The following is a 23,527-nucleotide window of genomic DNA, read 5'->3' on the forward strand; positions in this document are numbered from 1 at the left end:
GCCCTGCCGCCGCGAGCGCTGGCGGCGGCGGGCCGGGCGGCTAGACTTCCCCCACATGGAGTAAATCGGGGGCTGGCACGCGTGAAGATCCGCACAAAGATCATCGCTTCAGGCTTGATCACCTTGTTCTCGGTAGTGTTGCTGTCGGTGATCGGCACGCTGTGCTATCAGCAGATCATGGCCGCGCTGAAAGAGAACGAAACCAGCCTGTTGGCGATACGGCAGCACATGCAGGCGGACATGATGCATGACGCCATCCGCGGCGACGTGCTGGCCGCGCTGCTCACCGCGCCCGGGGATAACCAAGGCACCGCAGCGGTGCGCGAAGGCTTCAACGAACATGCGCAAAGCATGCGCGATTCCACCCGCGCCAATGCCCAGGCGCCCCTCCCGGCTGAACTTTCCACCGCGCTTCAATCATTGCCCGCGCAGGCCGAGCGATATATCCAGAGCGCCAGCGCATTGATCGACGTGGCGGTTTCAGACCCCGCACGCGCTCAGCCACTGCGCCCGGCTTTCAACGAGGCGTTTGAGGCGATGGAAGCCAACAACGAAAAACTCAGCGATTTGATCGAGGCCAATGCCAGCGCAAGCAGTGAGCGACAGACCGCCACCCTGCTGGCTGCGGCACGCTGGCTGGCGCTATGCATTGTGATGATTGTGGTGGCGCTGGGCTTTCTCTGCCGCCAGGTACTCAGCGGCGTACTGCGCCCGCTGGCCGGCATCATTACCTCGGCCAAAGCCATCGCCGGCGGCGACCTCAGGCAGCCACCGCCAAGGCACGCCAGCCAGGACGAGATGGGCGACCTGTTGCAGGCCATTGCAGAGATGCAGGGCAGCCTGCGGGAAATGATCGGCACGGTTCGGCACGAAAGCCAGGCGCTGCTGACGGCCTCGCGCCAGCTGGGCCAAACGGCGGAAGACGTGGTGGCCAGCGCGGACGAACAGGCCGATAACGCCACCAGCGTAGCGGCCAGCATGGAACAGATGATGGCGAACATCACACAGGTGGCGGACCATGCCGACACTGCCCGCGGCCTGTCGGCGCAATCGGAGGCGCTGGCCGGCAGCGGCGGCCAAGTCATCCTCGGGGTGGTGGGCAGCATGACGCGCATCGCCGAGGTGGTCAGCCAGTCGTCCAGCAGCATCGTTTCGCTCGACGCCTCCTCCGAGGAAATCCATTCGATCATCCAAGTGATCAAAAGCATTGCCGAGCAAACCAACCTGCTGGCGCTCAACGCCGCGATCGAGGCAGCCCGGGCAGGCGAAGCAGGGCGAGGTTTTGCCGTGGTCGCGGACGAAGTACGGGGGCTGGCGGCGCGCACCTCCAAGTCCACGCAGGAAATCACCGCCATGATCGAGCGCCTGCGTGGCAGCGCCCGCGACGCCGCCACCAATATGCAGGCCTGCGTGGCCCGTGTGGACGAAGGCGTTGCACTGGCGCAGGAGGCGGGTGTGTCCATCAACGAGATACGAAACGGCGCCCATAACGCCGCCGAGCGCGTCGAAGACATTTCCAGCACCATCAGCGAGCAAAGCACAGCCAGCGATGAGATGGCGCGCCGAGTGACCGCCATCGCCGAGCGCTCCCGCAGCTATAGCGCTTCGATGCATCTGCTGCAGGAAACGGCTGCGCAGCTGAATGCGGCGGCTGCGGCCATGCAGGCGTCGATCGGGCGGTTTGAGGTGTGAGGCGCAGCGATAGTTTTTTCAGCAATACAAAGCGGCGAGCAGATAGCGGCGCTTTCGTTTCACCTTTAATATGCGCATATCCGAATATGCGAATTAGCACACACAGGACGCCGACGTGAGCCTCTCCCCTTCCACTGTTTTCAAATGCCTGGGAGACGAAACCCGGGCGCGGATCATGCTGATGCTGTTGGCCCAAGGCGAGCTTTGCGTGTGCGAGCTGATCTGGGCGCTGGACGATAGCCAGCCAAAAATCTCCCGCCATCTCGCGCAGCTGCGTAATTGCGGCTTGCTCGAAGATCGCCGCCAAGGGCAGTGGATCTACTATCAGCTGCACCCCCAACTGCCCGCCTGGGTGCGGGAAGTGCTGGCTGTAACGCTAAAGGCCAATTCTGGCTGGATCGACCATGACGCTCACAGGCTTGCCTCGATGCAAAGCCGCCCCGTTCGCCAGACGTCCTGTTGCTGAGGTTTGACAATGCTGATTGCCGTAGCGATTTTTGTGTTCACCCTGGTGCTGGTGATCTGGCAGCCCAAGGGCCTGGGGGTAGGTTGGAGCGCGGCGGGGGGCGCTGTGTTGGCGCTGGTGACAGGGGTGGTGAGCCTGGGCGATGTGCCGGCGGTGTGGCATGTGGTGTGGAATGCGACGGCCACGTTCATCGCGATCATTATCATCAGCCTGTTGCTGGATGAAGCGGGGTTCTTCGAGTGGATTGCCTTGCACGTGGCCCGCTGGGGCCGGGGCAACGGCAGCCGGTTGTTCGCGCTGATGGTGATGCTCGGCGCGGCCGTGTCTGCGGTGTTCGCCAACGATGGCGCCGCGCTGATCCTTACCCCGATCGTGATCGCCATGCTCACCGCGCTGCGCTTTAGCCCGGCGGCTACGCTGGCGTTCGTGATGGCGGCGGGATTCATCTCGGACACGGCAAGCCTGCCCATGGTGGTATCCAACCTGGTGAATATCGTGTCGGCGGACTTCTTCAAGGTCGGGTTCGGCGAATACGCCTCCGTGATGTGGCCAGTGAATGTGGTGAGCGTGGCGGCTACCTTGCTGATGCTCTGGGTGTTCTATCGAAAGGACATCCCGGCCCGGTACGCCTCGGAGCAGCTGCGCAAACCCGCCGAAGCTATCCATGACCGCGCCACATTCGTGGCCGGTTGGTGGGTACTGGCGCTATTGCTGTTGGGCCTGTTCGCACTGGAGCCCCTCGGTGTGCCCGTGAGTGCAGTGGCTGCGGTGTGTGCGGTGATACTGCTGTTGATTGCCGGCAAAGGGCACCGCATTTCCACCCGCAAGGTGATCAGGCACGCGCCTTGGCATATCGTGGTGTTTTCGCTGGGCATGTACCTGGTAGTTTACGGCTTGCGTAACGCCGGCCTTACGGATGCCCTTGCCTCGGTGCTCGACGCGCTGGGCAAACAGGGGTTATGGGCGGCCACGCTGGGTACCGGCATGATCGCCGCGCTGCTGTCTTCGGTGATGAACAACCTGCCCAGCGTACTGATCGGCGCCCTTTCGATTCAGGGCAGCCATGCGACCGGCGTGGTGCATCAGGCCATGGTGTACGCCAACGTCATCGGCTGCGATCTCGGCCCGAAGATCACGCCCATCGGCAGCCTCGCCACGTTGCTGTGGCTTCACGTATTGGCGAAGAAGGACATCCGCATTACCTGGGGTTACTACTTCAAGGTGGGCAGCGTACTTACCCTCCCCATTTTACTGGTTACCCTGGCTGCGCTGGCGCTGCGGCTGAGCATCCACCCCTGAGAGCAAGCGATGAAAATTCTGTTCATGTGCACCGCCAACAGCTGCCGAAGCGTACTCTCCGAAGGGCTGTTCAATCACCTGGCGCCCTCCGGCATGACCGCCGTGAGTTCCGGCAGCTTTCCCAGCGGCCGGCTGAACCCGCGCGCCATCAGCACGTTGCAGGCATTGGGCGTGGACACAGCCCCGCTGTACAGCAAGGGCTCGGACAGCTTTCAGCACAGCCCGCCCGACATCGTGATTACCGTGTGCGACAAGGCCGGCGGCGAGCCCTGCCCTGTTTACTTTGGCCCAGCGGTAAAAAGCCATTGGGGATTGGAAGACCCCTCCGAGGTAGCCGGAGATGATGAGCAAGTGCAGGCAGCGTTTGATGAAACGGTGGCGCATATTCGCCGACGCTTCGAGGCGTTCTTTGCGCTGGACTTCACAAGCATGAGCTCAGCCGACTTGAAGCAGGCGCTGGATCGGATTGGGGCGTTATAACCATGGCCATTGATTGCCAGATCCGCGTAGCCACCCCTTCAGACGCTGCGGCCATCCAGGCGATCTATGCGCCCGTGGTGGAACACACGGTGATCTCCTTTGAACTGGCGCCACCCTCTGTCGAAGAGATCGCGCAGCGGATCACGGCTACGTTGCCGATGTTTCCGTACCTGGTTGCCGAAGAGGATGGCCACGTGATGGGGTATGCCTATGCCAGCGCACACCGGGCGAGGCTCGCGTATCGGTGGTCTGTGGATGTGACCGTGTACGTTGCGTCGAATGCCCACCGTAAAGGCATCGGCCGTGCGCTCTACCAGCGCTTGCTGCCCTTGCTGGAACGCCAAGGGTTTCATGCGGCCTATGCGGGCATTGCCTTGCCGAATGCTGGGAGCATCGGGCTGCATGAAGCGCTAGGCTTCGTGCATATCGGCACCTACCCGGAAGTCGGGTTCAAGCATGGCCGATGGCATGACGTAGGGTATTGGCGCAGGGCGTTGAATGGGGCTACGCCGCCGGGCGAGGTGGTTCCGTTTGCGGAACTGGCGATGGGATGAAGATTGGGCGTTGCGATTGCGAGCGAGGCCGCGGGGAGATGGTGCCGGAGACAGGAATCGAACCTGCGACCTTCGCGTTACGAGTGCGCTGCTCTACCGACTGAGCTACACCGGCGTGTTTCGGGTGTGTACGCTATCACCGCTCGGGCGCACGGGCAAGCCCTTGTAGCCGCTGACTTTTTCAGGCGCCCGGGCAGGATTTTGGAGCGTAGGCGGCTGGGGCGGTGGTAGCGCAGGTCCAGGCCGGCGTTGCGTCCCGTGTCCAGGTGATGGTTTGGCCATCCACCGATGCTGGGGCATTGGTAATAGTGCAGACAATAGTGCCAAGGCCAGTGGCGGCCGTACCGCTTGCGGCAATAGTGCCGCAGGTTCCGGTCGACGCCTGGCCACCGATCTCGCCTGGGGCGGTTACATTGCTGCCCGATTCGAGACGGTCCTGAAAACCCGCTTTCAGCGCGGACGTTTCCGCCACGCCTGCCAACACCTTGGCTCGGGCTTGGTGAGACGTATATGCGGGAATCGCGATCGCCGCGAGTATGCCGATTATCGCTACTACGACCATCAACTCGATCAGGGTAAAGCCTTTTGCGCTTTTCACGGCTGCGCTCCCTGCAAAGAATCAAGGCCCGGAAACGAGCCTTGATATCTGCCAGTTAGCTGCCGGTGCAGCCTTTAGGCCTGTATTCTTCAGCGATGCTGGTGTTGGTAGCACAGGTCCAACCCGCCGCCGCAGTACGGGTAAGCGTTATAGTACCGCCTGCAACTGCAGCTGGAGCGTTAAGCAGCGTGCAAGTGAGCGTTCCCGTTTGGCTGAAAGTGATCCCATAAGTACAGTTCGCGGACGAAGCTGCTACGCCTAACGCTGCCGCGTCGGCACTTGTTGCTCCGTTATTCAGCAGATCTTCGAAGTTAGTTTTCATGGCAGAAATTTCGGCAAACCCAGCCGAGACTTTTGCCCGCGCCTGATACTTCGAATAAGCCGGAATAGCAATCGCCGCCAAAATACCGATGATCGCAACCACGATCATCAATTCAATAAGGGTAAAACCCTTCTGATTCTTCATACTCGTTCTCCTAATGCGAGAAGGCCTTGTGACCTGAAACCCATGGAGCAACCGCCATGCCAAGCGCCAGAGGGCAACGTTTCCGGCCCAACACCGGCAATGGCCATCATTTTGCCCATGCCTCCGCTTCGTCGCTAACTGACGTTTTTTGTCACTTTGCCCCAATCATTTGGCACCCGCAGGTGGACTAGGCTATAAACGAGCGACCGAAGGAGTCTGGTTACCCATGAATGACATCGCCCTGACCGGCCTGGCCAAGCAGTTGGTCGTTGCAGAACTGTTGAACGAGAAAAACGCCCAGCAGGCGTTCCAGCAGGCCCAACGCAACAAGATCCCGCTGGTGCATTACCTCGTGCAAACGAAGCTGGTGCGTGGGCGGGACATCGCGGAGCTGGCGGCGGACCAATTCGGCATGGCGGTGCTGGATATTTCCACCATCGACAAGGACGCGTTCCCGCAAGGTGTAGTCAACGAGCGGCTGGTACGCCAGCATCGGGCCTTGCCGCTGTGGCGCCGGGGCAACAAGCTGTTCATTGCCCTGTCGGACCCTACCAACCAGCAAGCTATCACGGACATCCAGTTCAATACCGGGCTGAACGCAGAAGCCATCCTGGTAGAGGACGACAAGCTCAGCGACGCCATCGACCGCTTCTTCGAGAGCAACACGGGCCTTGAGGACCTGGCCGATGTGGACCTCGATGGCCTGGATATCGAATCCACCGATGACAAGCGCGACGACACGCCGGGTGGGGACGCCGACGACGCGCCGGTGGTGCGCTTCGTGAACAAGATGCTGTTGGATGCGATCCGCAGCGGCTCCTCCGACCTTCACTTCGAGCCTTACGAACGGGCCTATCGGGTACGCTTCCGTACCGACGGTATGCTGCGGGAGATTGCCCGCCCCCCTATCAGCCTGGCCGGGCGGATTGCAGCCCGCTTGAAGGTGATGGCCAGCCTGGATATTTCCGAACGCCGCAAGCCCCAGGATGGGCGCATCAAGATGCGCATTTCCAAGAGCAAGGCCATCGACTTCCGGGTAAACACCTTGCCCACCCTGTGGGGTGAGAAGATCGTGATGCGTATCCTCGACCCCACCAGCGCCCAGCTCGGCATCGACGCGTTGGGATATGAGGAAAACCAGAAGCAGTTGTACCTGGACGCGCTCAGCCAGCCTCAGGGGATGATCCTGGTAACCGGGCCCACTGGCTCGGGTAAAACCGTGTCGCTGTACACCGGCCTTAACATCCTCAATACGGTTGACATCAATATTTCCACGGCCGAGGACCCGGTGGAAATCAACATGGAAGGCATCAACCAGGTGAACGTGAACCCGCGCCAGGGGATGGACTTCGCCTCGGCGCTGCGCTCGTTCCTCCGGCAAGACCCTGACGTGATCATGGTGGGGGAAATCCGCGACCTGGAAACCGCCGAAATTGCCATCAAGGCCGCGCAAACCGGCCACCTTGTACTGTCCACCCTGCACACCAACAGCGCGGCGGAAACCCTCACCCGCTTGCAGAACATGGGTGTGGCCGGCTTTAACATCGCAACCTCGGTGAACCTGATCATCGCCCAGCGGCTGGCGCGCAAGTTGTGCCCGCACTGCAAGCAAGAGGCGGATATCCCCCGTGACGTATTGATCGAGGAAGGCTTCCCGCCGGAAAGCATCGGCACGTTCAAGGTGTACGAGCCCAAAGGGTGTGACCAGTGCAACAATGGTTACCGCGGCCGACAGGGTATCTATGAGGTGGTGAAAAACACCCCGGCGCTACAACGGCTGATCATGGAAGCTGCGAACTCCATCGATATTGCCGTACAAATGCGGGCGGAAGGATTCAATGACCTGCGCCAGTCCGGGTTAGCGAAGGTGATGCAGGGTGTAACCAGCCTGGAAGAAGTCAACCGGGTGACCAAGGACTAAGCCATGGCCGTGAAAGCAGTAAAGCCAATCAAGCCGTCCGTATTCAGCTGGCAGGGTGTCGACCGCAAGGGTGCGAAGGTCAGTGGGCAAATGTCTGCGGCCAGCGTCGCGCTGGTAAAAGCACAACTGCGGCGCCAAGGCATCAACCCTGGCAAGGTTAAAAAACAAGCGACGTCACTGTTCGGCAAAGGGAAGAAGATCAAGCCGCTGGACATCGCCTTCTTTACTCGCCAAATGGCGACGATGATGCGAGCCGGCGTGCCCATGCTGCAGTCCTTCGACATCATCATCGAGGGGGTGGATAACCCCAATATGAAGAAGCTGGTCGACGAACTGAAGCAGGAAGTTGCAGCAGGTAACAGTTTCGCCAACTCTCTGCGGCGCAAACCTGAATACTTCGACGACCTGTATTGCAACCTGGTAAATGCCGGCGAACAGGCCGGTGCGCTGGAAACGCTGCTGGACCGGGTGGCGACCTACAAGGAAAAGACCGAGGCCTTGAAGGCCAAGATCAAGAAAGCGATGACCTACCCTATCGCCGTGCTGGTAGTTGCCTGTGTGGTTTCGGCGATCCTGCTGATCAAGGTGGTTCCGCAGTTTAAAAGTGTATTTGAAGGGTTCGGCGCCGAACTCCCGGCGTTTACGCAGATGGTCATCAACCTTTCCGAGGCCTTGCAGGCGTGGTGGTATATCGTCCTGGCGGGTATCGTCGGGGTGATATACGTGTTCCGCCGTTTGCATAAAACCAATCAGCGGTTCCGCGATGGTGTGGACAAGTTCCTTTTGAAGATCCCAATCGTGGGCGGCATTCTCTACAAATCGTCAGTGGCCCGCTTCGCCCGCACCCTATCAACTACGTTCGCAGCCGGCGTACCCTTGGTTGAAGCACTAGATTCTGTCGCAGGTGCCACGGGCAACGTGGTGTTCAAGCGCGCGGTTTATCAAATCCGCCAGGATGTTTCCACGGGCATGCAACTCAATGTCTCGATGCGAAACACCGGAGCGTTCCCCAGCATGGCAATCCAGATGACGTCTATCGGTGAAGAGTCTGGCGCGCTGGACGGCATGCTGGATAAGGTTGCCAGTTATTTCGAAGGCGAGGTGGATAACGCCGTCGACAACCTCACCACCCTCATGGAACCCATGATCATGGCTGTACTCGGCGTACTCGTCGGCGGGCTGGTTGTGGCCATGTACCTTCCCATCTTCCAGCTCGGTTCTGTCGTTTAAATGCCTGTTTTCGACCTTCTGGCCAGCTCACCGCTGGCCACCTCCCTCTGCGCGTTGTTGTTGGGCCTGTCGGTGGGCAGCTTCCTCAATGTGGTGATTCATCGCTTGCCCATCATGATGAACGCCGACTGGCGCAAGCAGGCCCGGGAATACCTCAAGCTTGAAGAGGAAACCCCGGGGCCTGTGTATAACCTGATGGTGCCACGCTCGGCCTGCCCGCAGTGTGGCCATCGCATCAGCGCTGTGGAAAACATCCCCATCGTGAGCTACCTCTGGCTGCGCGGGCGATGCGCCGGCTGCCAGGCACACATCCCACGCCGTTACCCGCTGGTAGAGCTGGCGTGCGGGCTGTTGTCCGGCTTTATCGCCTGGCACTTCGGCGCTACCTGGCAGGCGGCGGCCATGTTGCTGCTCACCTGGGGCTTGCTGGCGATGAGCATGATCGACGTGGATCACCAGCTGCTGCCTGATACCTTGGTGCTGCCGTTGTTGTGGCTGGGCTTGATCGTGAATGCCCTTGGGCTGTTCGTGCCGCTGACGGATGCGCTGTGGGGCGCCGTGGCAGGCTACCTCAGCCTGTGGCTAGTGTTCTGGATATTCCGCCTGCTTACCGGCAAGGAAGGCATGGGCTACGGGGACTTCAAGCTGCTGTCGCTGATTGGCGCCTGGGGTGGCTGGCAAGTGCTGCCGCTGACCATACTGCTCTCCAGTGCGGTGGGCGCCGTGCTGGGCACGCTCATGCTGCGCGCCCGGGGTGCCAGCCATGCCACGCCCATTCCTTTCGGGCCCTACCTGGCGGTTGCCGGCTGGATCGCGCTGATCTGGGGTGATGAAATAACCACGTCCTATCTACAGTTCGCGGGGTTCGGCCAATGAGCGCAAGCAAATCGCACCCTTGGGTACTGGGCCTTACCGGCGGCATTGGCAGCGGCAAGAGCGCGGCGGCGGACCGCTTCGCCCAGCTGGGGCTGGAAGTGGTAGACGCCGATCAGGCCTCGCGCTGGGTGGTAGAACCCGGCCGGCCGGCGCTGGCGGCGTTGGCGGAGCACTTTGGCGAGGGCATTCTGCAGGCGGACGGCACCTTGCACCGCGCCGAGCTGCGCAAGCGCATCTTCGAAAGCACCGACGAGCGCCTGTGGGTAGAAAAGCTGCTGCACCCCTTGATTGCCACGGAAATAGCCGAGCGCCTGCAGGCGGCGAAGTCGCCGTATGCTGTATTTGTTTCGCCATTGATGATCGAGTCGGGGCAGTACCGCCTGGCCAACCGCCTGCTGGTGATCGACGCCCCGCGGGAGCTTCAGGTGGAACGAACGTTACGTCGGGACGGCAGCAGCCAGGCACAGATCGACGCCATACTGGCCGCGCAGGCTACCCGGGAGGATCGACGGGCCTTGGCCGATGATGTGATCGTCAACGACAATACCCTCGAATACCTCCAGGCGGAGGTAGACCGCCTGCACCTTGTTTACTTGCCTTTAGCTGGAATGCATTCATGACCCAACCCACCCTCGTCAACTGCCCCACCTGTGGGGCCCCTGTGGAATGGAGCAGTGCCTCCCCCAACCGGCCCTTCTGTTCGGACCGCTGCAAGCTGATCGACCTGGGCGCCTGGGCGTCCGAAGAGCACAAGATTGCCGGCCGCGAAGAATCCGAGGATGAGCTGTTTTCCGGCGATTTGCCGCCCAGCCATCACTAAGCCTGCTGTTCAGGGCTTGTCGTCCTTCGCCATGGCTGTTACGAATAGCCCAAGCCGCACATGAGGCAAGGCCATGGACGATTCCGACTACCTGCGCCTGTTGACCACCCAGGCCGAAGAAGCGAACGCGCTGCTCTCCAATGCGCGCAAGTGGGAGCGCGAGCGCTGGGTGTGCCAGCGGCTACTGCAGGGCCTGAATATCGCCTACAGCACGGAGGAGTTCCTGCCGGTAGGCCAGGAGCCGCCGGACGTGCTGTTTCGGGATGCCAACTTCGAAGTGTTCTTTGTGCTGGACGAAGGCCGCCGCCTCAATGATGAGTGGCGCGAAGAGTTGCAACGCCGGCGCAGCGCCTTCTCCCTCAGCCAGCTGGTGCGGCGCGAGGCCAGGCCCAAACGCATCCGCGCCCCGGAGCTGCTGACGCGGCTGGGGCCCACCTTGCGCAAGAAAGCCCACAACTACCTGGAACGCGGCCTGGACCTGGGCGAGCTGGACATGATCGCCTTCGCCAGCCTCAAGCGCGACGTGCTCAACCTCAACAGCCATTTCCCCCCACCCACGGAGTACCTGCGCCAGGGCTGGCGGTCGTTGTCGCTGGTGGGGCCCAACTTTGCGCGGGTGCTGTTCGCCCACCCGGATGCGCCCGACTTTCTGCGGGCGAACCTGGGCCGAAGCATTCTGTTCGACGTGGGGATAACCCTGTGACAACCGCGCCCATGGCGCCGCGCCCGGGACAGTGTTAAAACTAGCGCATTGCGTACACCTGCCGGCCTGTCGAATGCCCGCCCTTCGCCTTACCGCACCGCTGCCCTCCTCTTCCAGCCCTGGAAAAATGCCAGCTCGCTGCGTGCAACATTTTGCCCGGCGCCGCGGTCTATTCGCGCAACCTGAACACTGCCTTCGCCTGGATGGGCGCTCGAAGCTGCCTTGCGCTCGCCCCGTCCAGTCGCCCTCGCCGCCCATTGCGGCCAGGGAGCACGGATTTTTCAACCTTACGAGATACCTCCATGAAACATCGCATCGTGATCGTTGGCGGCGGCGCCGGCGGCCTGGAACTGGCGACCCGCCTGGGTAAAACCCTGGGTAAACGCGGCAAGGCCAGCGTTACCCTGGTAGACGCTAGCCTGACCCACATCTGGAAACCCCTGCTGCACGAAGTGGCGGCGGGCTCCTTGAACTCGTCCGGCGACGAGCTCAATTACCTCGCCCAGGCCAAGTGGAACCACTTCGAGTTCCAGCTGGGCCGTATGAGTGGGCTGGACCGCGCCAACCAGCGGATCACCCTGGCCGCTACGCTGGACGACAGCGGCACCGAACTGGTACCGGAGCGGGAACTGGCCTACGACACGCTGGTGATCGCCGTGGGCAGCACCACCAACGATTTCGGCACCAAGGGCGCGGCCGAGCATTGCCTGTTCCTGGACACCCGCAAGCAGGCCGAGCGCTTCCACCAGCAGTTGCTGAACGCCTACCTGCGCGCCCACGCGCAGGAGGACTCGCACCAGGAAGAGATCACCGTGGCCATCGTCGGCGCCGGCGCAACTGGGGTAGAGCTGGCCGCGGAACTGCACCACGCGGCCCACGAGCTGGCCGCCTATGGCCTGGGCCGTATTCGCCCGGAAAACATGCGCATCACGGTCATCGAGGCAGGCCCGCGGGTATTGCCTGCCTTGCCTGAGCGGATCAGCACGCCGGTACACCGCACCCTGGAAAAACTGGGCGTAACGGTACTCACCGGTGCCGCCGTAAGCGAGGTGACCGCCGACAGCCTGCACACCACCGACGGCAAGGTGATTCCGGCACGGTTGAAGGTGTGGGCGGCAGGCATTCGTGCTCCGGCCTTCCTGGAAAGCCTCGGCGGCCTGGAAACCAACCGCATCAACCAGTTGCAGGTGCGCCCTACCCTGCAAACCACCTTGGATGACAACATCTTTGCCTTCGGTGACTGCGCCGCCTGCCCGCAGCCCGGCAGCGACCGCAACGTGCCGCCACGGGCCCAGGCCGCGCACCAGCAAGCCTCGCTGCTGGTGAAGTCACTCAAGGCTCGGCTCGAAGGCGGCACACTGCCCGAATACCGCTACACCGACTACGGTTCGCTCATTTCCCTCAGCCGCTTCTCGGCAGTGGGCAACCTGATGGGCAACCTTACCGGCAGCGTGATGCTGGAAGGCTGGCTGGCGCGGATGTTCTACGTGTCGCTGTACCGCATGCACCAGATGGCGCTGTATGGCCCGTTCCGTACCGCCATGTCCATGCTGGGCAGCCGCCTGGGGCGCGGCACCGAACCACGGCTAAAGCTGCACTGAGATGTAGCAGGCCTTTAACTCTGTGGGAGCAGGGCGGAGCCGAAGGCGGAGCTCGCGAATAAGGCCCTTGAGAAAACGGCTCAAGACAGTTGCTTCCTACAAGGTCCGCTGTGGCACTGGGAACAACTCTGTTCCATGAGAGCCGGCCTCGCCGGCTCCTAATGCTTCGAGATATCCACTGGAAAAATGCCGCTTGCCATACCTGTATATACAGGTTTAGATAACAGGCATTGCCCACGTACCAGGATACTTCTCCATGCCTGCGCCCCTGACCATCCAGCCCGGCTCGTTCGACCTTGCTCAACTGCGTGACATCTACCATTCCCGGGTGCCTTTCGAGCTTGATCCGGGCGCCCGGGCAACCGTGGACGAAGCGGCGGCGACGGTTACCCGGATCATCGCCAGCAAGCGTACGGTGTATGGCATCAATACAGGTTTCGGGCTGCTGGCGCGTACTTCTATCCCGGAAGAATCCCTGACCAAGCTGCAGCGCAACCTGCTGCTCAGCCATTGCACCGGGACCGGCCCGCTGCTGGATGATGCGACCGTTGGCCTGATACTGGCGTTGAAGGTCGCTTCGCTGGCGCGGGGCTTTTCGGGCGTGCGCTGGCAGGTGATCGAAGGGCTGAGCGCACTCTATAACGCGCAGGTTTACCCCTGCGTGCCGTCGCAAGGCTCGGTAGGTGCTTCGGGGGACCTTGCTCCGTTGGCGCACCTGGCCGCCGTGCTGATCGGCGTGGGCCGGGTACGGCATGAAGGCCGTGAAATGGAGGCCACCGAAGGCCTGGCCATTGCCGGCCTGCAACCGCTGGAGCTTGGCCCCAAGGAAGGCCTGGCCCTGATCAATGGAACACAAGTTTCCACGGCACTGGCACTGCGTGGCTTGTTCGCGGCCGAGCGGCTGTTCAGCGCAGCGGTGGTGGCCGGGAGCCTCACGGTTGAAGCGCTCCGCGGTTCGGACGTACCGTTCGACCCACGCATCCAGGCCGTGCGCGGCCAGCCGGGGCAGATCGACGTGGCCGCCTTCTACCGCGAATTGCTGGCGAGCAGCGAAATTCGAGAGTCTCATCGGGATTGCCCGCGCGTGCAGGATCCGTACTCGTTGCGCTGTCAGCCACAGGTGATGGGCGCTTGCCTGGACCACATGCGCTTCGCCGCAAGCGTATTCCTGCGCGAAGCAAACGCCGTGTCCGATAACCCGCTGGTGTTCAGCGCAGACGGCGATGTGCTGTCGGGCGGTAACTTCCACGCCGAGCCCGTAGCCATGGCGGCGGACGTTCTGGCGCTGGCCATCTCGGAGATCGGCGCACTGTCGGAGCGCCGCACTGCTCAGCTGGTAGACCCTGCACTCTCCGGGTTGCCCGCTTTCCTGGTGAAAGAAGGCGGCCTGAATTCCGGCTTCATGATCGCTCAGGTGACCGCTGCGGCGCTGGCGTCGGAGAACAAGACCCTGGCTCACCCGGCCTCGGTGGACAGCCTGCCTACCTCCGCGAACCAGGAAGACCACGTGTCCATGGCCACCTTCGCCGCCCGCCGATTGCAGGACATGGCCGGCAATAGCAGCGCGGTGGTGGCCATCGAGCTGCTTGGCGCAGCCCAAGGCATCGACCTGCTGGCACCGCTGAAAACCTCGCCCCAGCTAGCGGCCGTGATGGAGTTGATCCGCTCGAAAGTCGATCACTACCACGAAGACCGCTACTTCGCTCCCGACATCGCCTGCGCTCGTGCCTGGGTGGAAGGGGGCGCCTTCGAGGCGTGGATGCCGGTGGCGCGGTTGTATAACGCCTGACGCTTACCGGGCCGGCACGCGAACCGCCGCCGGCTCGGCCTTGCGTTCGCGACCGGTTGCCAAGCGCCCTGATATTTGCCCAGCAGCCAGGTTGCGATCAGCGGTGCCGTGCCGCCAGCCAGCGCGGCACCGAGCTGATAGCCGAGCGTGATGCCCGTATAGCGCACACGGGTGCTGAAGATTTCGGAAGACAAGGTACCCAATACCGCAGTGATCGGCTCCCACAGCAACCCGAGGGCGATGACCGTGGCCGTGGTGATGCCCCACACGCTACGGGTGTCGAGCAGCATGAAATACGGGTAGATGAAGGCGGCGCTCAGCACAATCCCCAGCGTATACACCGTGCGGCGGCCGAGCTTGTCGGACAGCCAGCCCATCAGCGGAATCAACACGGAGGCGACCACCGCCGCGCACATCACCGCGTGCAGCGCATCCACCTTGCTGTAGCCAAGGTTGCCAGTGGCATAGCTGACCACGAACGTCGAGAAGATATAGAACGGTGCGGCTTCCACCACCTTCAAGCCCGCCGCGATCAGCACTTCACGCCAGTGATTGCGCAGGGTTTCCACGATAGGCATTTTGGCCACATTGCCAGTAGCCTTCGCGGCTTCGAAATCCGGGGTTTCGCCGATGCCCGAGCGAATCCACAGGCCGAGAAACACCAGGCCCGCGCTCAGCAGGAACGGCACACGCCAGCCCCAGCTCAGAAAATCCTCCTCAGGCAGCGGCGCCCAGTGCGGCGGCGGTGCCGTAAAGAAAGTAGTCAAACCATTCGATCGAGCTGCCGGTAAGGCTGGCGATCAATGCACGCCTTCCGCCTGCAAGGGCGGCTGTCGAATTTGGCAAGGCCATGGAGCACTCCGACTGTTATTAGTAATACCCTAGGCGCAACCTATCCTCTTGATCCAGTTGCACCCGAGGGCGCCGATGGTATTCATCCGTTTGCAGGCCCTGCAATAGACTGGAACGATAGTCCTGAAAATATTTTTAAAACAAGTGCAATTTATGGGTTTATGCACTGTTGTAAACCGTTAATTCCCGATTTAAGCCTGCCACGCACCAATTTAGCTCAGTAGAGCTGAATGGATTAAGCCGAAATTACCCCGAGCAACCGGGTTGCACCTTGTCGGTATTTACTTATAGGCTGATAAAAAATACGGCTACAGGCCGCTGGAGATCAGCAATGAACGTGTTGTTTTTGGGCTATGGCCGCATGGGTAGCGCGATGGGTGAAGCGTGGCTGGCAACCGGGCTGGCCAGTGATGTGTACGCCGTCGACCCCAGCCTTCCTGCCAGCAAGCAGGCCATGGTTGTGAGCAGCGCAGCCGAGCTGGGCAACATTTCGGTCGACTGCATCATCCTGGCCGTCAAACCCGCCCTGGCCGGAAGTGTGCTAAGCACGCTGCCCAAGCACTTGCTCACCGGCTCGGTCATAGTATCGGTGGCTGCCGGGGTCACGCTGCCGACCCTGCGTAGCGCCGTAGGCAATAGCTGCGATCTGGTGCGGGCAATGCCCAATACGCCGGTATTGCTGGGCGCTGGTTGCACTGGGCTGTTTGCAGAGCCCGGGCTGCCGGAAGCGAAGCGTGCACTTGTGGGCGAGCTGTTCCAGGCGGTGGGCAGTGCTTGGTGGGTGGAGCATGAGCATCAGCTGGACGCCGTGACCGCCCTGAGCGGCAGCGGCCCGGCGTATTACCACCTGTTCAGCGAAGCCTTGGCTGCGGCAGGCGTGGCCCTGGGCCTGGATGCGGAACTGGCCAAACGCCTGGCCGTGGATACGGCCTTCGGCGCGGCCACCCTGCAACGCCAGCCCGACGCGGACCTGGCTGCCCTGCGTCAGGCGGTTACCTCACCCAACGGCACTACCGCTGCCGCCATTGACGTTTTCGAGGCCAACGGCGCGCTGCGCTCACTGGTTCAGCAGGCCGCTACCGCTGCCGCCGCACGTGCGCAGGCGCTATCACGGGGCGAATGACCCACGTTCGGTGCGATAGCCGCGCCAATCGCCCGATTGGCGCGCGAAACCCTCGGACAAACCCACAGAAATCATTATTATCCCAAGGTGAAGAACGGTCAGTGGTGAGCGGGCCGAAATAGTCGATCGAGGGTGTCATGGGCAACGAAAGCATCAACTGGGACAAGCTGGGTTTCGAATACATCAAGACTGATCTGCGCTACCTCTCCTACTGGCGCGACGGTGCCTGGCAGCCCGGCGAGCTCACCGAAGACAACGTGCTGCATATCAGTGAAGGCTCCACGGCCTTGCACTATGGCCAGCAGTGCTTCGAAGGCCTGAAGGCTTACCGCGCCAAAGACGGCACCATCAACCTGTTCCGCCCGGACCAGAACGCCCTGCGCATGCAGCGCAGCTGCCAGCGCCTGCTGATGCCTGAAGTGTCCACCGAGCAGTTCATCAATGCTTGCCAGCAGGTGGTGAAGGCCAACGAGCGGTTCATCCCCCCGTTCGGCACTGGTGGCGCGCTGTACCTGCGCCCGTTCGTGATCGGCGTGGGTGACAACATCGGCGTGCGCACCGCGCCGGAGTTTATCTTCGCAGTCTTCGCCGTACCGGTCGGCCCGTACTTCAAAGGTGGCATGAAGCCCCATAACTTCGTGATTTCCGGCTATGACCGCGCTGCGCCAAACGGTACCGGCGCCGCCAAAGTGGGTGGTAACTATGCCGCCAGCCTGATGCCCGGCGCTGAAGCGAAGAAGCATAACTTCGCCGACTGCATCTACCTCGACCCGCAAACCCACAGCAAGATCGAAGAAGTGGGCTCGGCCAACTTCTTTGGTATCACCAAAGACGGCAAGCAGTTCGTTACCCCGAAATCCGCCTCGGTATTGCCAGGCATTACGCGCCTGTCACTGCTGGAACTCGCGGCCAGCCGCCTGGGCCTGGAAGTGGTAGAAGGCGACGTACATATCGACCAGCTGGACCGCTTCGCCGAAGCAGGCGCCTGCGGTACCGCTGCGGTGATCTCGCCTATCGGTGGCATCGAATACAAGGGCAAGCTGCACGTATTCCACAGTGAAACCGAAGTTGGCCCGGTCACCCAGCGCCTGTACAAGGAACTGACCGGCATCCAGACCGGCGAAATCGAAGGCCCACAAGGCTGGATCGTGAAAGTCGACTGATTTCAACCGGATACAAAAAAGGCGCCCGCAGGCGCCTTTTTCGTAGATGCGGTTTACATCACCGCCGCGAACGCCTCGATCACATGGTCGAGGTTGCTCGGGCTCAACCCTGCAATGCAGATGCGGCCGGTTTCCACCGCGTATACGCCGTGCTCGGCTTTGAGCTTGCGCACCTGGTCCGCGCTCAGGCCGGTGTAGGCGAACATGCCCTCCTGGTGAGCGAGGAAGCCGAAGTCCCGCTCTGGCAGGCGCTTGGTCAAACCTTCCACCAACGCGGCACGCATGGCCGTGATGCGCTCGCGCATTTGCGCCAATTCGCCCTGCCATTGCTTGTTCAGGGCTTCGTCGCCCAGCACACGGGCCACGATGCTGGCGCCGAACATCGGCGGGCTGGAGTAGTTGCGGCGTACATGCAGCTTGAGCTGGCCGAACACCTGCGCATGGCTGTCGCGAGCCGTGTGCACGCTCAACGCACCCACGCGTTCGCCGTACAGCGAGAACGTTTTCGAGAACGAACTGGACACGAGGAATTCCATGCCACGCCGCGCGCATTCGCGAATCAGCCAGGCATCGTCGTCCAGGCCTTTCCCGAACCCTTGATAAGCGATGTCCAGGAACGGAATGGCGTCTCGCGCCTGCAGCACATCAAGGATTTTCACCCAATGCTCGCGCTCCGGCTGGATGCCGGTGGGGTTATGGCAGCACGGGTGCAGCAACACGATGGCCTTGGCTGGCACTTTCTCCAGCGCCTCTACCGCGCCCTCGAAGTCGAACAGCTTGCGGTTGGGCTCGAAGTACGGGTAGCGGTTCACTTTGAAACCGGCGCCTTGGAAGATACCCAGGTGGTTATCCCAGGTGGGGTCCGATACCCATACTTGAGAATCGGGCCAGGCGGTTTTCAGGAAGTCGGCGCCTACCTTCAGCGCGCCGGAGCCGCCTACGGTCTGGATGATCGCGACGCTATGGCGGCTGGCGTCCACGCTACCCGCGAACAGCAGTTGCTCGACCGCTCGACGATAAGCCGGGCCGCCCTCCATGGGCAGGTAGCTACGTGGCTGATGTTCGGCAACGAGCAGCTCTTCGGCGCGCTGCACCGAGGGCAACAGCGGCACGCGGCCCAATTCGTCGTAATAGATGCCGACACCCAGGTTGACCTTGTTGGGCCGTGGGTCTTCAGCAAACTCCCCCATCAGCCCCAGGATCGGGTCGCCAGCGTACAGGGGCAAGTGTTCGAACATATCCACCTCAGGGGAAAAATACCCCCGGGCGCCGGTAATGCTGTGTTGGAGCCAGGCTCGGAATGCTCATTGACAGTCAGTCAACTCCGCTTCCTCGCCTGGCTCCGCCTTGCCTGACCGACGCTCGGTGGCATTCTAGTGATTTTGGTTGGCCGAAGCCGTGTGCGAGGGGAATTAGTTCACAGCGGTTCGCCGGGGTCAAGGCACAGAACGCGCCTTGCCCCGGCATACAGTCAGGCGACAGCAGGGCGCCCTTCAACGTCGGTGTGCACGGTGGGCTCCGGAGGCCGCACCAGTTCGCGCGCTACGGTCCACACGATGATGGCGGCGACGATGTCGAACACGGCCAGCACCACGAACAGAGGGCTGTAGCCGATCTTGGTCACCAGTACACCGAACACCATGGTGAACGCTGCGGCGCCCAGGTAGCCGAACATGCCGCCCATCCCGGTGGCGGTGGCCACTTCGTTTTTGCCGAAGGAGTCGGACGTGATGGAGTACAGCGCGCCGGAGAGGGTCTGGTGAGCGAAGCCACCGATGCACAGCAGCAGGATGGCTGTGTACGGGCTTTCCACCAGGCCAATGCAGGCCGGGCCGATCATGCAGGAAGCGCCGAACAGCAGCACCAGCTTGCGAGAGGTAAACAGGGACACGTTGCAACGCTTGTGGAAGAACGGGCTCAGGTAACCGCCGAGCACGCAGCCAAGGTCTGCGGCGAGGAACGGCAACCAGGCGAACATCGCGATTTCCTTGATGTTCATATGGCGCTCGGTCATCAGGTACAGCGGAATCCAGGCGTTGAAGGTCTGCCAGGCCGGCTCGGACAGAATCCGTGCCGAAGCGATTGCGTAGAAGTTGCGGCTGCTGATGATCTTTTTCCAGCTGCCTTTCTGCGCGGGTGCGTCTTTGAAGTGTGCTTCCTGGCCAGAAAGGATGTACTCCCGCTCGGCTTCGCCCAGCCGGCGCTGATCTCTCGGGTGCTTATAAAGCACCAGCCAGAGGAAGCTCCACACAATGCCCAACCCGCCAACAATAAGGAACGCCAGCTGCCAGCCGCTTTGCAGAATGGCCCACACCACCAGCGGCGGCGCGAGCAAAGCACCCACGGACGAACCGATGTTGAACCAGCCAATGGCGACAGAACGCTCCTTGGCAGGGAACCACTCGGTGGTGGCTTTGACACCAGCCGGCAAGCCCGCGGCCTCGGTAAGGCCCAGCAACCCGCGCAGGAACGCCATGCTCTGCCAGCCAGTAGCCAGAGCCGCTGCGGCACACGCGGCCGACCAGGCCAGGGCGAAGGTGAAGAAGCCCATCTTGGTGCCGATGGCATCGATGACGTAACCCGCCACCGGCTGCATGAAGGCATAGCACAGCTGCCACGCCACCACGATATGGGCGTATTGCTCGGTAGAAATAGTGAGTTCTTTCATCAGGGTGGGCGCGGCCACCGAGAGGGTATTACGGGCGAGGTAGTTGACGATAAGCCCGGCCGTCACCAGGCCGACCATCCACCAACGGATGCCTTTGATTTTCATAGGCTGACACTCTTTGTATTGTTTTGTCGAGGTAAAGCGTAACGACATATGTCGTCGTACTTGTCGGCATTTTATAGGGCTTACCCGTCAGGGTGTCAAACGGATATTAGGCGTGCGGCGCTACCGCCTGTACGATTTCATGATTGAGGCAGAGGGACCATGAAACGCCGTAAAAGCGGTGGTTTGCCTTGACCATGGCGCGGACTCATTGACACGCGGCAACCGCACTTTGATAATCTCGCCAAGTTGTACGACGACCTACCGCGACCTTAGAAAAATAATCGAGAGCACATCCCATGGCGCAAACCAGCACATCCGAGCGGCAAACCTTCAACCGCATCCTCTTGACAGGCGCTGCCGGTGGGCTAGGGAAGGTGCTGCGTGAGCGGATACAGCCGTTCACTGAAGTGCTACGGCTGTCTGACATCTGCGACATGCCCGCTGCGACCGGCCCACACGAAGAGGTTGTAACGTGCGACCTCGCGGACAAGGCTGCGGTAGATCGCCTGGTGGAAGGCTGCGATGCCATCCTCCATTTTGGCGGGGTGTCCACCGAACATGCGTTTGAAACCATCCTTGGCGCGAACATCTGCGGCGTGTTCCATCTTTACGAAGCCGCGCGCAGCCATAACGTGAAGCGGGTGGTTTTTGCCAGCTCCAACCACGTGATCGGCTTCTACAAGCAGAGCGAGCGCCTGGATGCGCGCAGCCCTCGCCGGCCCGACAGCTATTACGGTTTGTCGAAAGCGTTTGGCGAGGACATGGCCACCTTCTACTTCGACCGGTATGGCATCGAGACCGTGAGCATCCGTATCGGCTCGTCGTTCCCCGAACCGCAAAACCGCCGAATGCTGGACAGCTGGCTAAGCTATGACGACCTGGTTCAACTGATCGAGCGCAGCCTGTACGCCGAGAACGTCGGCCATACCCTCGTGTATGGCGCCTCAGCGAACAACAATGTGTGGTGGGACAACCGCTACGCCGAGCACCTGGCTTACCATCCGAAGGACAGCTCCGAGCCGTGGCGTGCCGCTATCGAAGCGCAACCGGCCTTGGCTGAAGACGACCCGTTGCGGATTTACCAGGGCGGTGCCTTCGTCGCGGCGGGCCCGTTCGAGGGCTGAAGCGCTGTTCAAGCTGCGCGCCTTTCCCTATAGTGCGGGCATTCCAACAAAAGCCTCCTTTCGCCCTGGCCTCCCAGCGGTGCACGGGGGCTTTGTGCCTTTTGCTTGATGGGGTTTTATGGCTTTCACTTCCCTGCGTCGCGACGCATTGGCCGGGCTGACCACGGCGTTCGCGCTGGTTCCCGAATGCATCGCCTTCGCGCTGGTTGCGCATCTCAATCCGCTGATGGGCCTTTACGGCGCTTTCTTTATTTGTACGCTCACTGCCCTGCTCGGCGGGCGTCCGGGCATGATTTCCGGGGCGGCGGGTTCGATGGCCGTGGTGATCGTTGCACTGGTTGTGCAGCATGGGGCGCAGTACCTGCTGGCCACGGTGGTGCTTGGCGGCGGGCTGATGATGCTGTTCGGCGCGCTGCGCCTGGGCAAGCTGATACGCATGGTTCCGCATCCGGTGATGCTGGGCTTCGTGAATGGCTTGGCGATTGTGATCGCCCTTGCCCAGTTGGAGCACTTCAAGGAGGGCGAGCACTGGCTGCAGGGCACAGCGCTATGGGTGATGATAGGGCTGGTGGCGGTCACCATGGCGGTTGTGTGGGTGTTGCCGCGCCTCACCCGTGCGGTTCCACCCGCGCTTGTGGCTATCGTGAGCGTAGGCGTGCTTACGGTAGGGCTTGGCTTGCCAACGCGCACGCTGGGCGACATGGCCCACATTGCCGCCGGCCTGCCGCAATGGCATTTCCCGGACGTGCCCCTCACATTGGAAACCCTGCGCATCGTGCTGCCCTATGCCGTACTGATGGCGGCGGTAGGCCTGCTGGAAACCCTGCTTACGCTTAACCTCACCGACGAGATCACCGAAACACGGGGCCAACCGGACCGTGAATGCGTTGCCCTGGGCGCGGCGAACCTGGCATCGGGGCTGTTCGGCGGCATGGGCGGTTGCGCCATGATCGGCCAAACCATGATCAACCTGTCTTCAGGTGGCCGCGGACGGTTGTCCGGGGTGGTCAGCGGCCTGATGATCCTGATGTTCATCCTGTTCCTTTCTTCGTGGATCGAGCAGATCCCGCTGGCCGCGCTGGTAGGCGTAATGTTCGTGGTTGCCCAGCAGACCTTTGCCTGGGGCTCGCTGCGGGTGCTGGGCAAGATCCCCCGGCAGGACGCCGTGGTGGTAGTGGCCGTGACCATCATTACCGTGTTCACCGACCTCGCCACCGCCGTGCTGTGCGGGGTGGTGATCAGTGCGCTCGGGTTCGCCTGGCAGCATGCGCACGAAATTCGGGCAGAGTTCGCCGATGGCGGCGAAGAGCGTTACTACCGCCTGTACGGCACGCTGTTCTTCGCCTCCACCACCCGCTTCCAGACCCTGTTCACGCCGGCCGCCGACCCGGCGCGGGTGGTGATCGACTGCGCCGGGCTCAGGGTGGCCGACCACTCCGGCATCGCGGCGCTTGAAGCGCTGCTGGGGCGTTACCGAGCTTTGGGGCGCGACGTGCAGCTCATCAACCTCTCCCAGCGCTGCGAAGGCTTGCTGGGCCGGGCAGGCGTGACGGCCGAGTGACAGTCCTTTGGCAATGGGTTTGTAACCGCTGACAGAATCTCGGCAACTTACCGATCTTCAATTTTCTGACTATAAACCCGCGGGGGCCATCCAGGCCTTCGCTTCCGCCTGCCTAGCAGTGGCTCGCTTCCCTCCTGAAATCCTCTTGTTCCCCGCGCTTGACCTCCTCACGCCTTGGCATAGCGCTTCGCTTTCCGCCGGCCCAAATGCGCCAGAAAAAGAATAAGCCGGCATAGGTTTATTTGACGCAACGCTCGGTATCGAGGTGCTTACAAAGGAGCCGTCGCCAACAAATCGACAGGAAACTGACGTTTTTACGAAATTTTCACTTTCTTCGACGGCAGTCGATGGAAGGGCGAATTGAGATATGTGAACTGTGTCATACAAATCCGGTACCACGCGCTGAGTTATTGGCATTGATACCAATTCCCTTCCC

General features: G+C 61.6%; 23 protein-coding genes, 1 tRNA gene and 1 pseudogene. 19 read left to right on the forward strand and 6 right to left on the reverse strand.

The genetic code is table 11. The annotated features are described in order from the left end of the window. Positions 1-81 precede the first annotated feature (81 nt). From G7016_RS25595 to G7016_RS14875, 6 genes and pseudogenes are all read left to right on the forward strand, one after another. A pseudogene (locus G7016_RS25595) lies at positions 82-837 on the forward strand (HAMP domain-containing protein); the annotation flags it as partial. Positions 838-978: 141 nt separating this feature from the next. Next, positions 979-1,692, forward strand: a complete 714-nt coding sequence (locus tag G7016_RS25600) for a methyl-accepting chemotaxis protein (protein WP_375139700.1) — start codon at positions 979-981, stop codon at positions 1,690-1,692. Between the two features lie 115 nt (positions 1,693-1,807). After that, the gene (locus tag G7016_RS14860; RefSeq protein WP_181115589.1) at positions 1,808-2,158 is read left to right on the forward strand and encodes a metalloregulator ArsR/SmtB family transcription factor; all 351 of its coding nucleotides are present in this window, start codon (positions 1,808-1,810) and stop codon (positions 2,156-2,158) included. A 9-nt stretch (positions 2,159-2,167) separates the two neighbouring features. After that, the gene (locus G7016_RS14865; protein ID WP_181115591.1) at positions 2,168-3,457 is read left to right on the forward strand and encodes an arsenic transporter; all 1,290 of its coding nucleotides are present in this window, start codon (positions 2,168-2,170) and stop codon (positions 3,455-3,457) included. A 9-nt stretch (positions 3,458-3,466) separates the two neighbouring features. After that, complete coding sequence (locus G7016_RS14870; protein ID WP_181115593.1) at positions 3,467-3,937, forward strand: arsenate reductase ArsC; 471 nt, start codon at positions 3,467-3,469, stop codon at positions 3,935-3,937. 2 nt (positions 3,938-3,939) lie between these two features. Next, positions 3,940-4,491, forward strand: coding sequence for an arsinothricin resistance N-acetyltransferase ArsN1 family B (locus tag G7016_RS14875; protein ID WP_181115595.1), 552 nt, complete (start codon positions 3,940-3,942; stop codon positions 4,489-4,491). A 39-nt stretch (positions 4,492-4,530) separates the two neighbouring features. On the opposite strand, the gene G7016_RS14880 is transcribed toward G7016_RS14875, so the two are convergent. From G7016_RS14880 to G7016_RS14890, 3 genes are all read right to left on the reverse strand, one after another. Continuing rightward, a tRNA-Thr gene (locus tag G7016_RS14880) sits at positions 4,531-4,606 on the reverse strand. A gap of 66 nt (positions 4,607-4,672) precedes the next feature. Further along, positions 4,673-5,089 (reverse strand): pilin, encoded by a 417-nt coding sequence (locus G7016_RS14885; protein WP_181115597.1) that lies wholly within the window; start codon positions 5,087-5,089, stop codon positions 4,673-4,675. Between the two features lie 55 nt (positions 5,090-5,144). Next, entirely contained in the window at positions 5,145-5,555 is a 411-nt protein-coding gene (locus G7016_RS14890; protein ID WP_181115599.1) for a pilin, read from the reverse strand. Between the two features lie 226 nt (positions 5,556-5,781). Here G7016_RS14890 and pilB point away from each other — a divergent pair, with 226 nt between their 5' ends. The 8 genes from pilB to hutH all read left to right on the forward strand — a co-directional run bounded on the left by pilB (position 5,782) and on the right by hutH (position 14,495). Next, on the forward strand, positions 5,782-7,476 hold the full coding sequence (pilB, locus tag G7016_RS14895; RefSeq protein ID WP_181115601.1) for a type IV-A pilus assembly ATPase PilB: 1,695 nt from the start codon (positions 5,782-5,784) through the stop codon (positions 7,474-7,476). Between the two features lie 3 nt (positions 7,477-7,479). Next, positions 7,480-8,706 carry a type II secretion system F family protein gene (locus G7016_RS14900; RefSeq protein ID WP_181115603.1) on the forward strand — a complete coding sequence of 409 codons (1,227 nt, stop codon included), beginning with the start codon at positions 7,480-7,482 and terminating at the stop codon, positions 8,704-8,706. Next, positions 8,707-9,582: a prepilin peptidase gene (locus G7016_RS14905; protein ID WP_181115604.1), complete on the forward strand. Its 876-nt coding sequence runs from the start codon at positions 8,707-8,709 to the stop codon at positions 9,580-9,582. Further along, positions 9,579-10,202 (forward strand): dephospho-CoA kinase, encoded by a 624-nt coding sequence (gene coaE / locus G7016_RS14910; RefSeq protein ID WP_181115606.1) that lies wholly within the window; start codon positions 9,579-9,581, stop codon positions 10,200-10,202. The genes G7016_RS14905 and coaE overlap by 4 nt, the downstream gene beginning before the upstream one ends. Next, complete coding sequence (yacG, locus tag G7016_RS14915) at positions 10,199-10,402, forward strand: DNA gyrase inhibitor YacG (protein WP_181115608.1); 204 nt, start codon at positions 10,199-10,201, stop codon at positions 10,400-10,402. The genes coaE and yacG overlap by 4 nt, the downstream gene beginning before the upstream one ends. Positions 10,403-10,475: 73 nt before the next feature. After that, positions 10,476-11,105 (forward strand): DUF1780 domain-containing protein, encoded by a 630-nt coding sequence (locus tag G7016_RS14920; RefSeq protein WP_181115610.1) that lies wholly within the window; start codon positions 10,476-10,478, stop codon positions 11,103-11,105. Positions 11,106-11,407: 302 nt separating this feature from the next. After that, complete coding sequence (locus tag G7016_RS14925) at positions 11,408-12,706, forward strand: NAD(P)/FAD-dependent oxidoreductase (protein WP_181115612.1); 1,299 nt, start codon at positions 11,408-11,410, stop codon at positions 12,704-12,706. Between the two features lie 256 nt (positions 12,707-12,962). Then, complete coding sequence (gene hutH, locus G7016_RS14930; RefSeq protein WP_181115614.1) at positions 12,963-14,495, forward strand: histidine ammonia-lyase; 1,533 nt, start codon at positions 12,963-12,965, stop codon at positions 14,493-14,495. Here hutH and G7016_RS14935 read toward each other — a convergent pair. Beyond that, the gene (locus tag G7016_RS14935) at positions 14,402-15,262 is read right to left on the reverse strand and encodes an MFS transporter (protein ID WP_219856287.1); all 861 of its coding nucleotides are present in this window, start codon (positions 15,260-15,262) and stop codon (positions 14,402-14,404) included. The two genes, hutH and G7016_RS14935, sit on opposite strands and share 94 nt — an antisense overlap. Positions 15,263-15,298: 36 nt before the next feature. On the opposite strand from G7016_RS14935, the gene G7016_RS14940 reads away from it, so the two are divergent. The 3 genes from G7016_RS14940 (at position 15,299) to G7016_RS14950 (ending at position 17,633) form a co-directional block, all read left to right on the forward strand. Beyond that, on the forward strand, positions 15,299-15,571 hold the full coding sequence (locus tag G7016_RS14940) for a hypothetical protein (protein WP_181115773.1): 273 nt from the start codon (positions 15,299-15,301) through the stop codon (positions 15,569-15,571). A gap of 107 nt (positions 15,572-15,678) precedes the next feature. Continuing rightward, positions 15,679-16,470 (forward strand): pyrroline-5-carboxylate reductase, encoded by a 792-nt coding sequence (gene proC, locus G7016_RS14945; RefSeq protein WP_181115616.1) that lies wholly within the window; start codon positions 15,679-15,681, stop codon positions 16,468-16,470. Positions 16,471-16,607: 137 nt separating this feature from the next. Continuing rightward, the gene (locus tag G7016_RS14950) at positions 16,608-17,633 is read left to right on the forward strand and encodes a branched-chain amino acid aminotransferase (protein ID WP_181115632.1); all 1,026 of its coding nucleotides are present in this window, start codon (positions 16,608-16,610) and stop codon (positions 17,631-17,633) included. A gap of 53 nt (positions 17,634-17,686) precedes the next feature. Here G7016_RS14950 and G7016_RS14955 read toward each other — a convergent pair whose 3' ends face one another. Both G7016_RS14955 and G7016_RS14960 read right to left on the reverse strand, forming a co-directional pair. Continuing rightward, on the reverse strand, positions 17,687-18,871 hold the full coding sequence (locus tag G7016_RS14955) for an amino acid aminotransferase (RefSeq protein WP_181115634.1): 1,185 nt from the start codon (positions 18,869-18,871) through the stop codon (positions 17,687-17,689). Between the two features lie 233 nt (positions 18,872-19,104). Then, positions 19,105-20,406, reverse strand: a complete 1,302-nt coding sequence (locus G7016_RS14960; protein ID WP_181115636.1) for an MFS transporter — start codon at positions 20,404-20,406, stop codon at positions 19,105-19,107. Between the two features lie 296 nt (positions 20,407-20,702). Here G7016_RS14960 and G7016_RS14965 point away from each other — a divergent pair, with 296 nt between their 5' ends. Then, entirely contained in the window at positions 20,703-21,530 is an 828-nt protein-coding gene (locus G7016_RS14965; RefSeq protein WP_181115638.1) for an NAD-dependent epimerase/dehydratase family protein, read from the forward strand. Positions 21,531-21,648: 118 nt separating this feature from the next. After that, positions 21,649-23,091 (forward strand): SulP family inorganic anion transporter, encoded by a 1,443-nt coding sequence (locus G7016_RS14970; protein ID WP_181115640.1) that lies wholly within the window; start codon positions 21,649-21,651, stop codon positions 23,089-23,091. The last annotated feature ends 436 nt before the right edge of the window (positions 23,092-23,527 follow it).

Source organism: Pseudomonas japonica (assembly GCF_013522925.1).
Classification (GTDB): domain Bacteria; phylum Pseudomonadota; class Gammaproteobacteria; order Pseudomonadales; family Pseudomonadaceae; genus Aquipseudomonas; species Aquipseudomonas japonica_A.

Coding starts and splice junctions, on each gene's coding strand:
- G7016_RS25600 (WP_375139700.1), top strand. CDS start 979: ATGGAACAGATGATGGCGAACATCACACAGGTGGCGGACCATGCCGAC.
- G7016_RS14865 (WP_181115591.1), top strand. CDS start 2,168: ATGCTGATTGCCGTAGCGATTTTTGTGTTCACCCTGGTGCTGGTGATC.
- G7016_RS14870 (WP_181115593.1), top strand. CDS start 3,467: ATGAAAATTCTGTTCATGTGCACCGCCAACAGCTGCCGAAGCGTACTC.
- G7016_RS14875 (WP_181115595.1), top strand. CDS start 3,940: ATGGCCATTGATTGCCAGATCCGCGTAGCCACCCCTTCAGACGCTGCG.
- G7016_RS14890 (WP_181115599.1), bottom strand. CDS start 5,555: ATGAAGAATCAGAAGGGTTTTACCCTTATTGAATTGATGATCGTGGTT.
- pilB (WP_181115601.1), top strand. CDS start 5,782: ATGAATGACATCGCCCTGACCGGCCTGGCCAAGCAGTTGGTCGTTGCA.
- G7016_RS14900 (WP_181115603.1), top strand. CDS start 7,480: ATGGCCGTGAAAGCAGTAAAGCCAATCAAGCCGTCCGTATTCAGCTGG.
- G7016_RS14905 (WP_181115604.1), top strand. CDS start 8,707: ATGCCTGTTTTCGACCTTCTGGCCAGCTCACCGCTGGCCACCTCCCTC.
- coaE (WP_181115606.1), top strand. CDS start 9,579: ATGAGCGCAAGCAAATCGCACCCTTGGGTACTGGGCCTTACCGGCGGC.
- yacG (WP_181115608.1), top strand. CDS start 10,199: ATGACCCAACCCACCCTCGTCAACTGCCCCACCTGTGGGGCCCCTGTG.
- G7016_RS14920 (WP_181115610.1), top strand. CDS start 10,476: ATGGACGATTCCGACTACCTGCGCCTGTTGACCACCCAGGCCGAAGAA.
- G7016_RS14925 (WP_181115612.1), top strand. CDS start 11,408: ATGAAACATCGCATCGTGATCGTTGGCGGCGGCGCCGGCGGCCTGGAA.
- hutH (WP_181115614.1), top strand. CDS start 12,963: ATGCCTGCGCCCCTGACCATCCAGCCCGGCTCGTTCGACCTTGCTCAA.
- G7016_RS14940 (WP_181115773.1), top strand. CDS start 15,299: ATGCACGCCTTCCGCCTGCAAGGGCGGCTGTCGAATTTGGCAAGGCCA.
- proC (WP_181115616.1), top strand. CDS start 15,679: ATGAACGTGTTGTTTTTGGGCTATGGCCGCATGGGTAGCGCGATGGGT.
- G7016_RS14950 (WP_181115632.1), top strand. CDS start 16,608: ATGGGCAACGAAAGCATCAACTGGGACAAGCTGGGTTTCGAATACATC.
- G7016_RS14955 (WP_181115634.1), bottom strand. CDS start 18,871: ATGTTCGAACACTTGCCCCTGTACGCTGGCGACCCGATCCTGGGGCTG.
- G7016_RS14960 (WP_181115636.1), bottom strand. CDS start 20,406: ATGAAAATCAAAGGCATCCGTTGGTGGATGGTCGGCCTGGTGACGGCC.
- G7016_RS14965 (WP_181115638.1), top strand. CDS start 20,703: ATGGCGCAAACCAGCACATCCGAGCGGCAAACCTTCAACCGCATCCTC.
- G7016_RS14970 (WP_181115640.1), top strand. CDS start 21,649: ATGGCTTTCACTTCCCTGCGTCGCGACGCATTGGCCGGGCTGACCACG.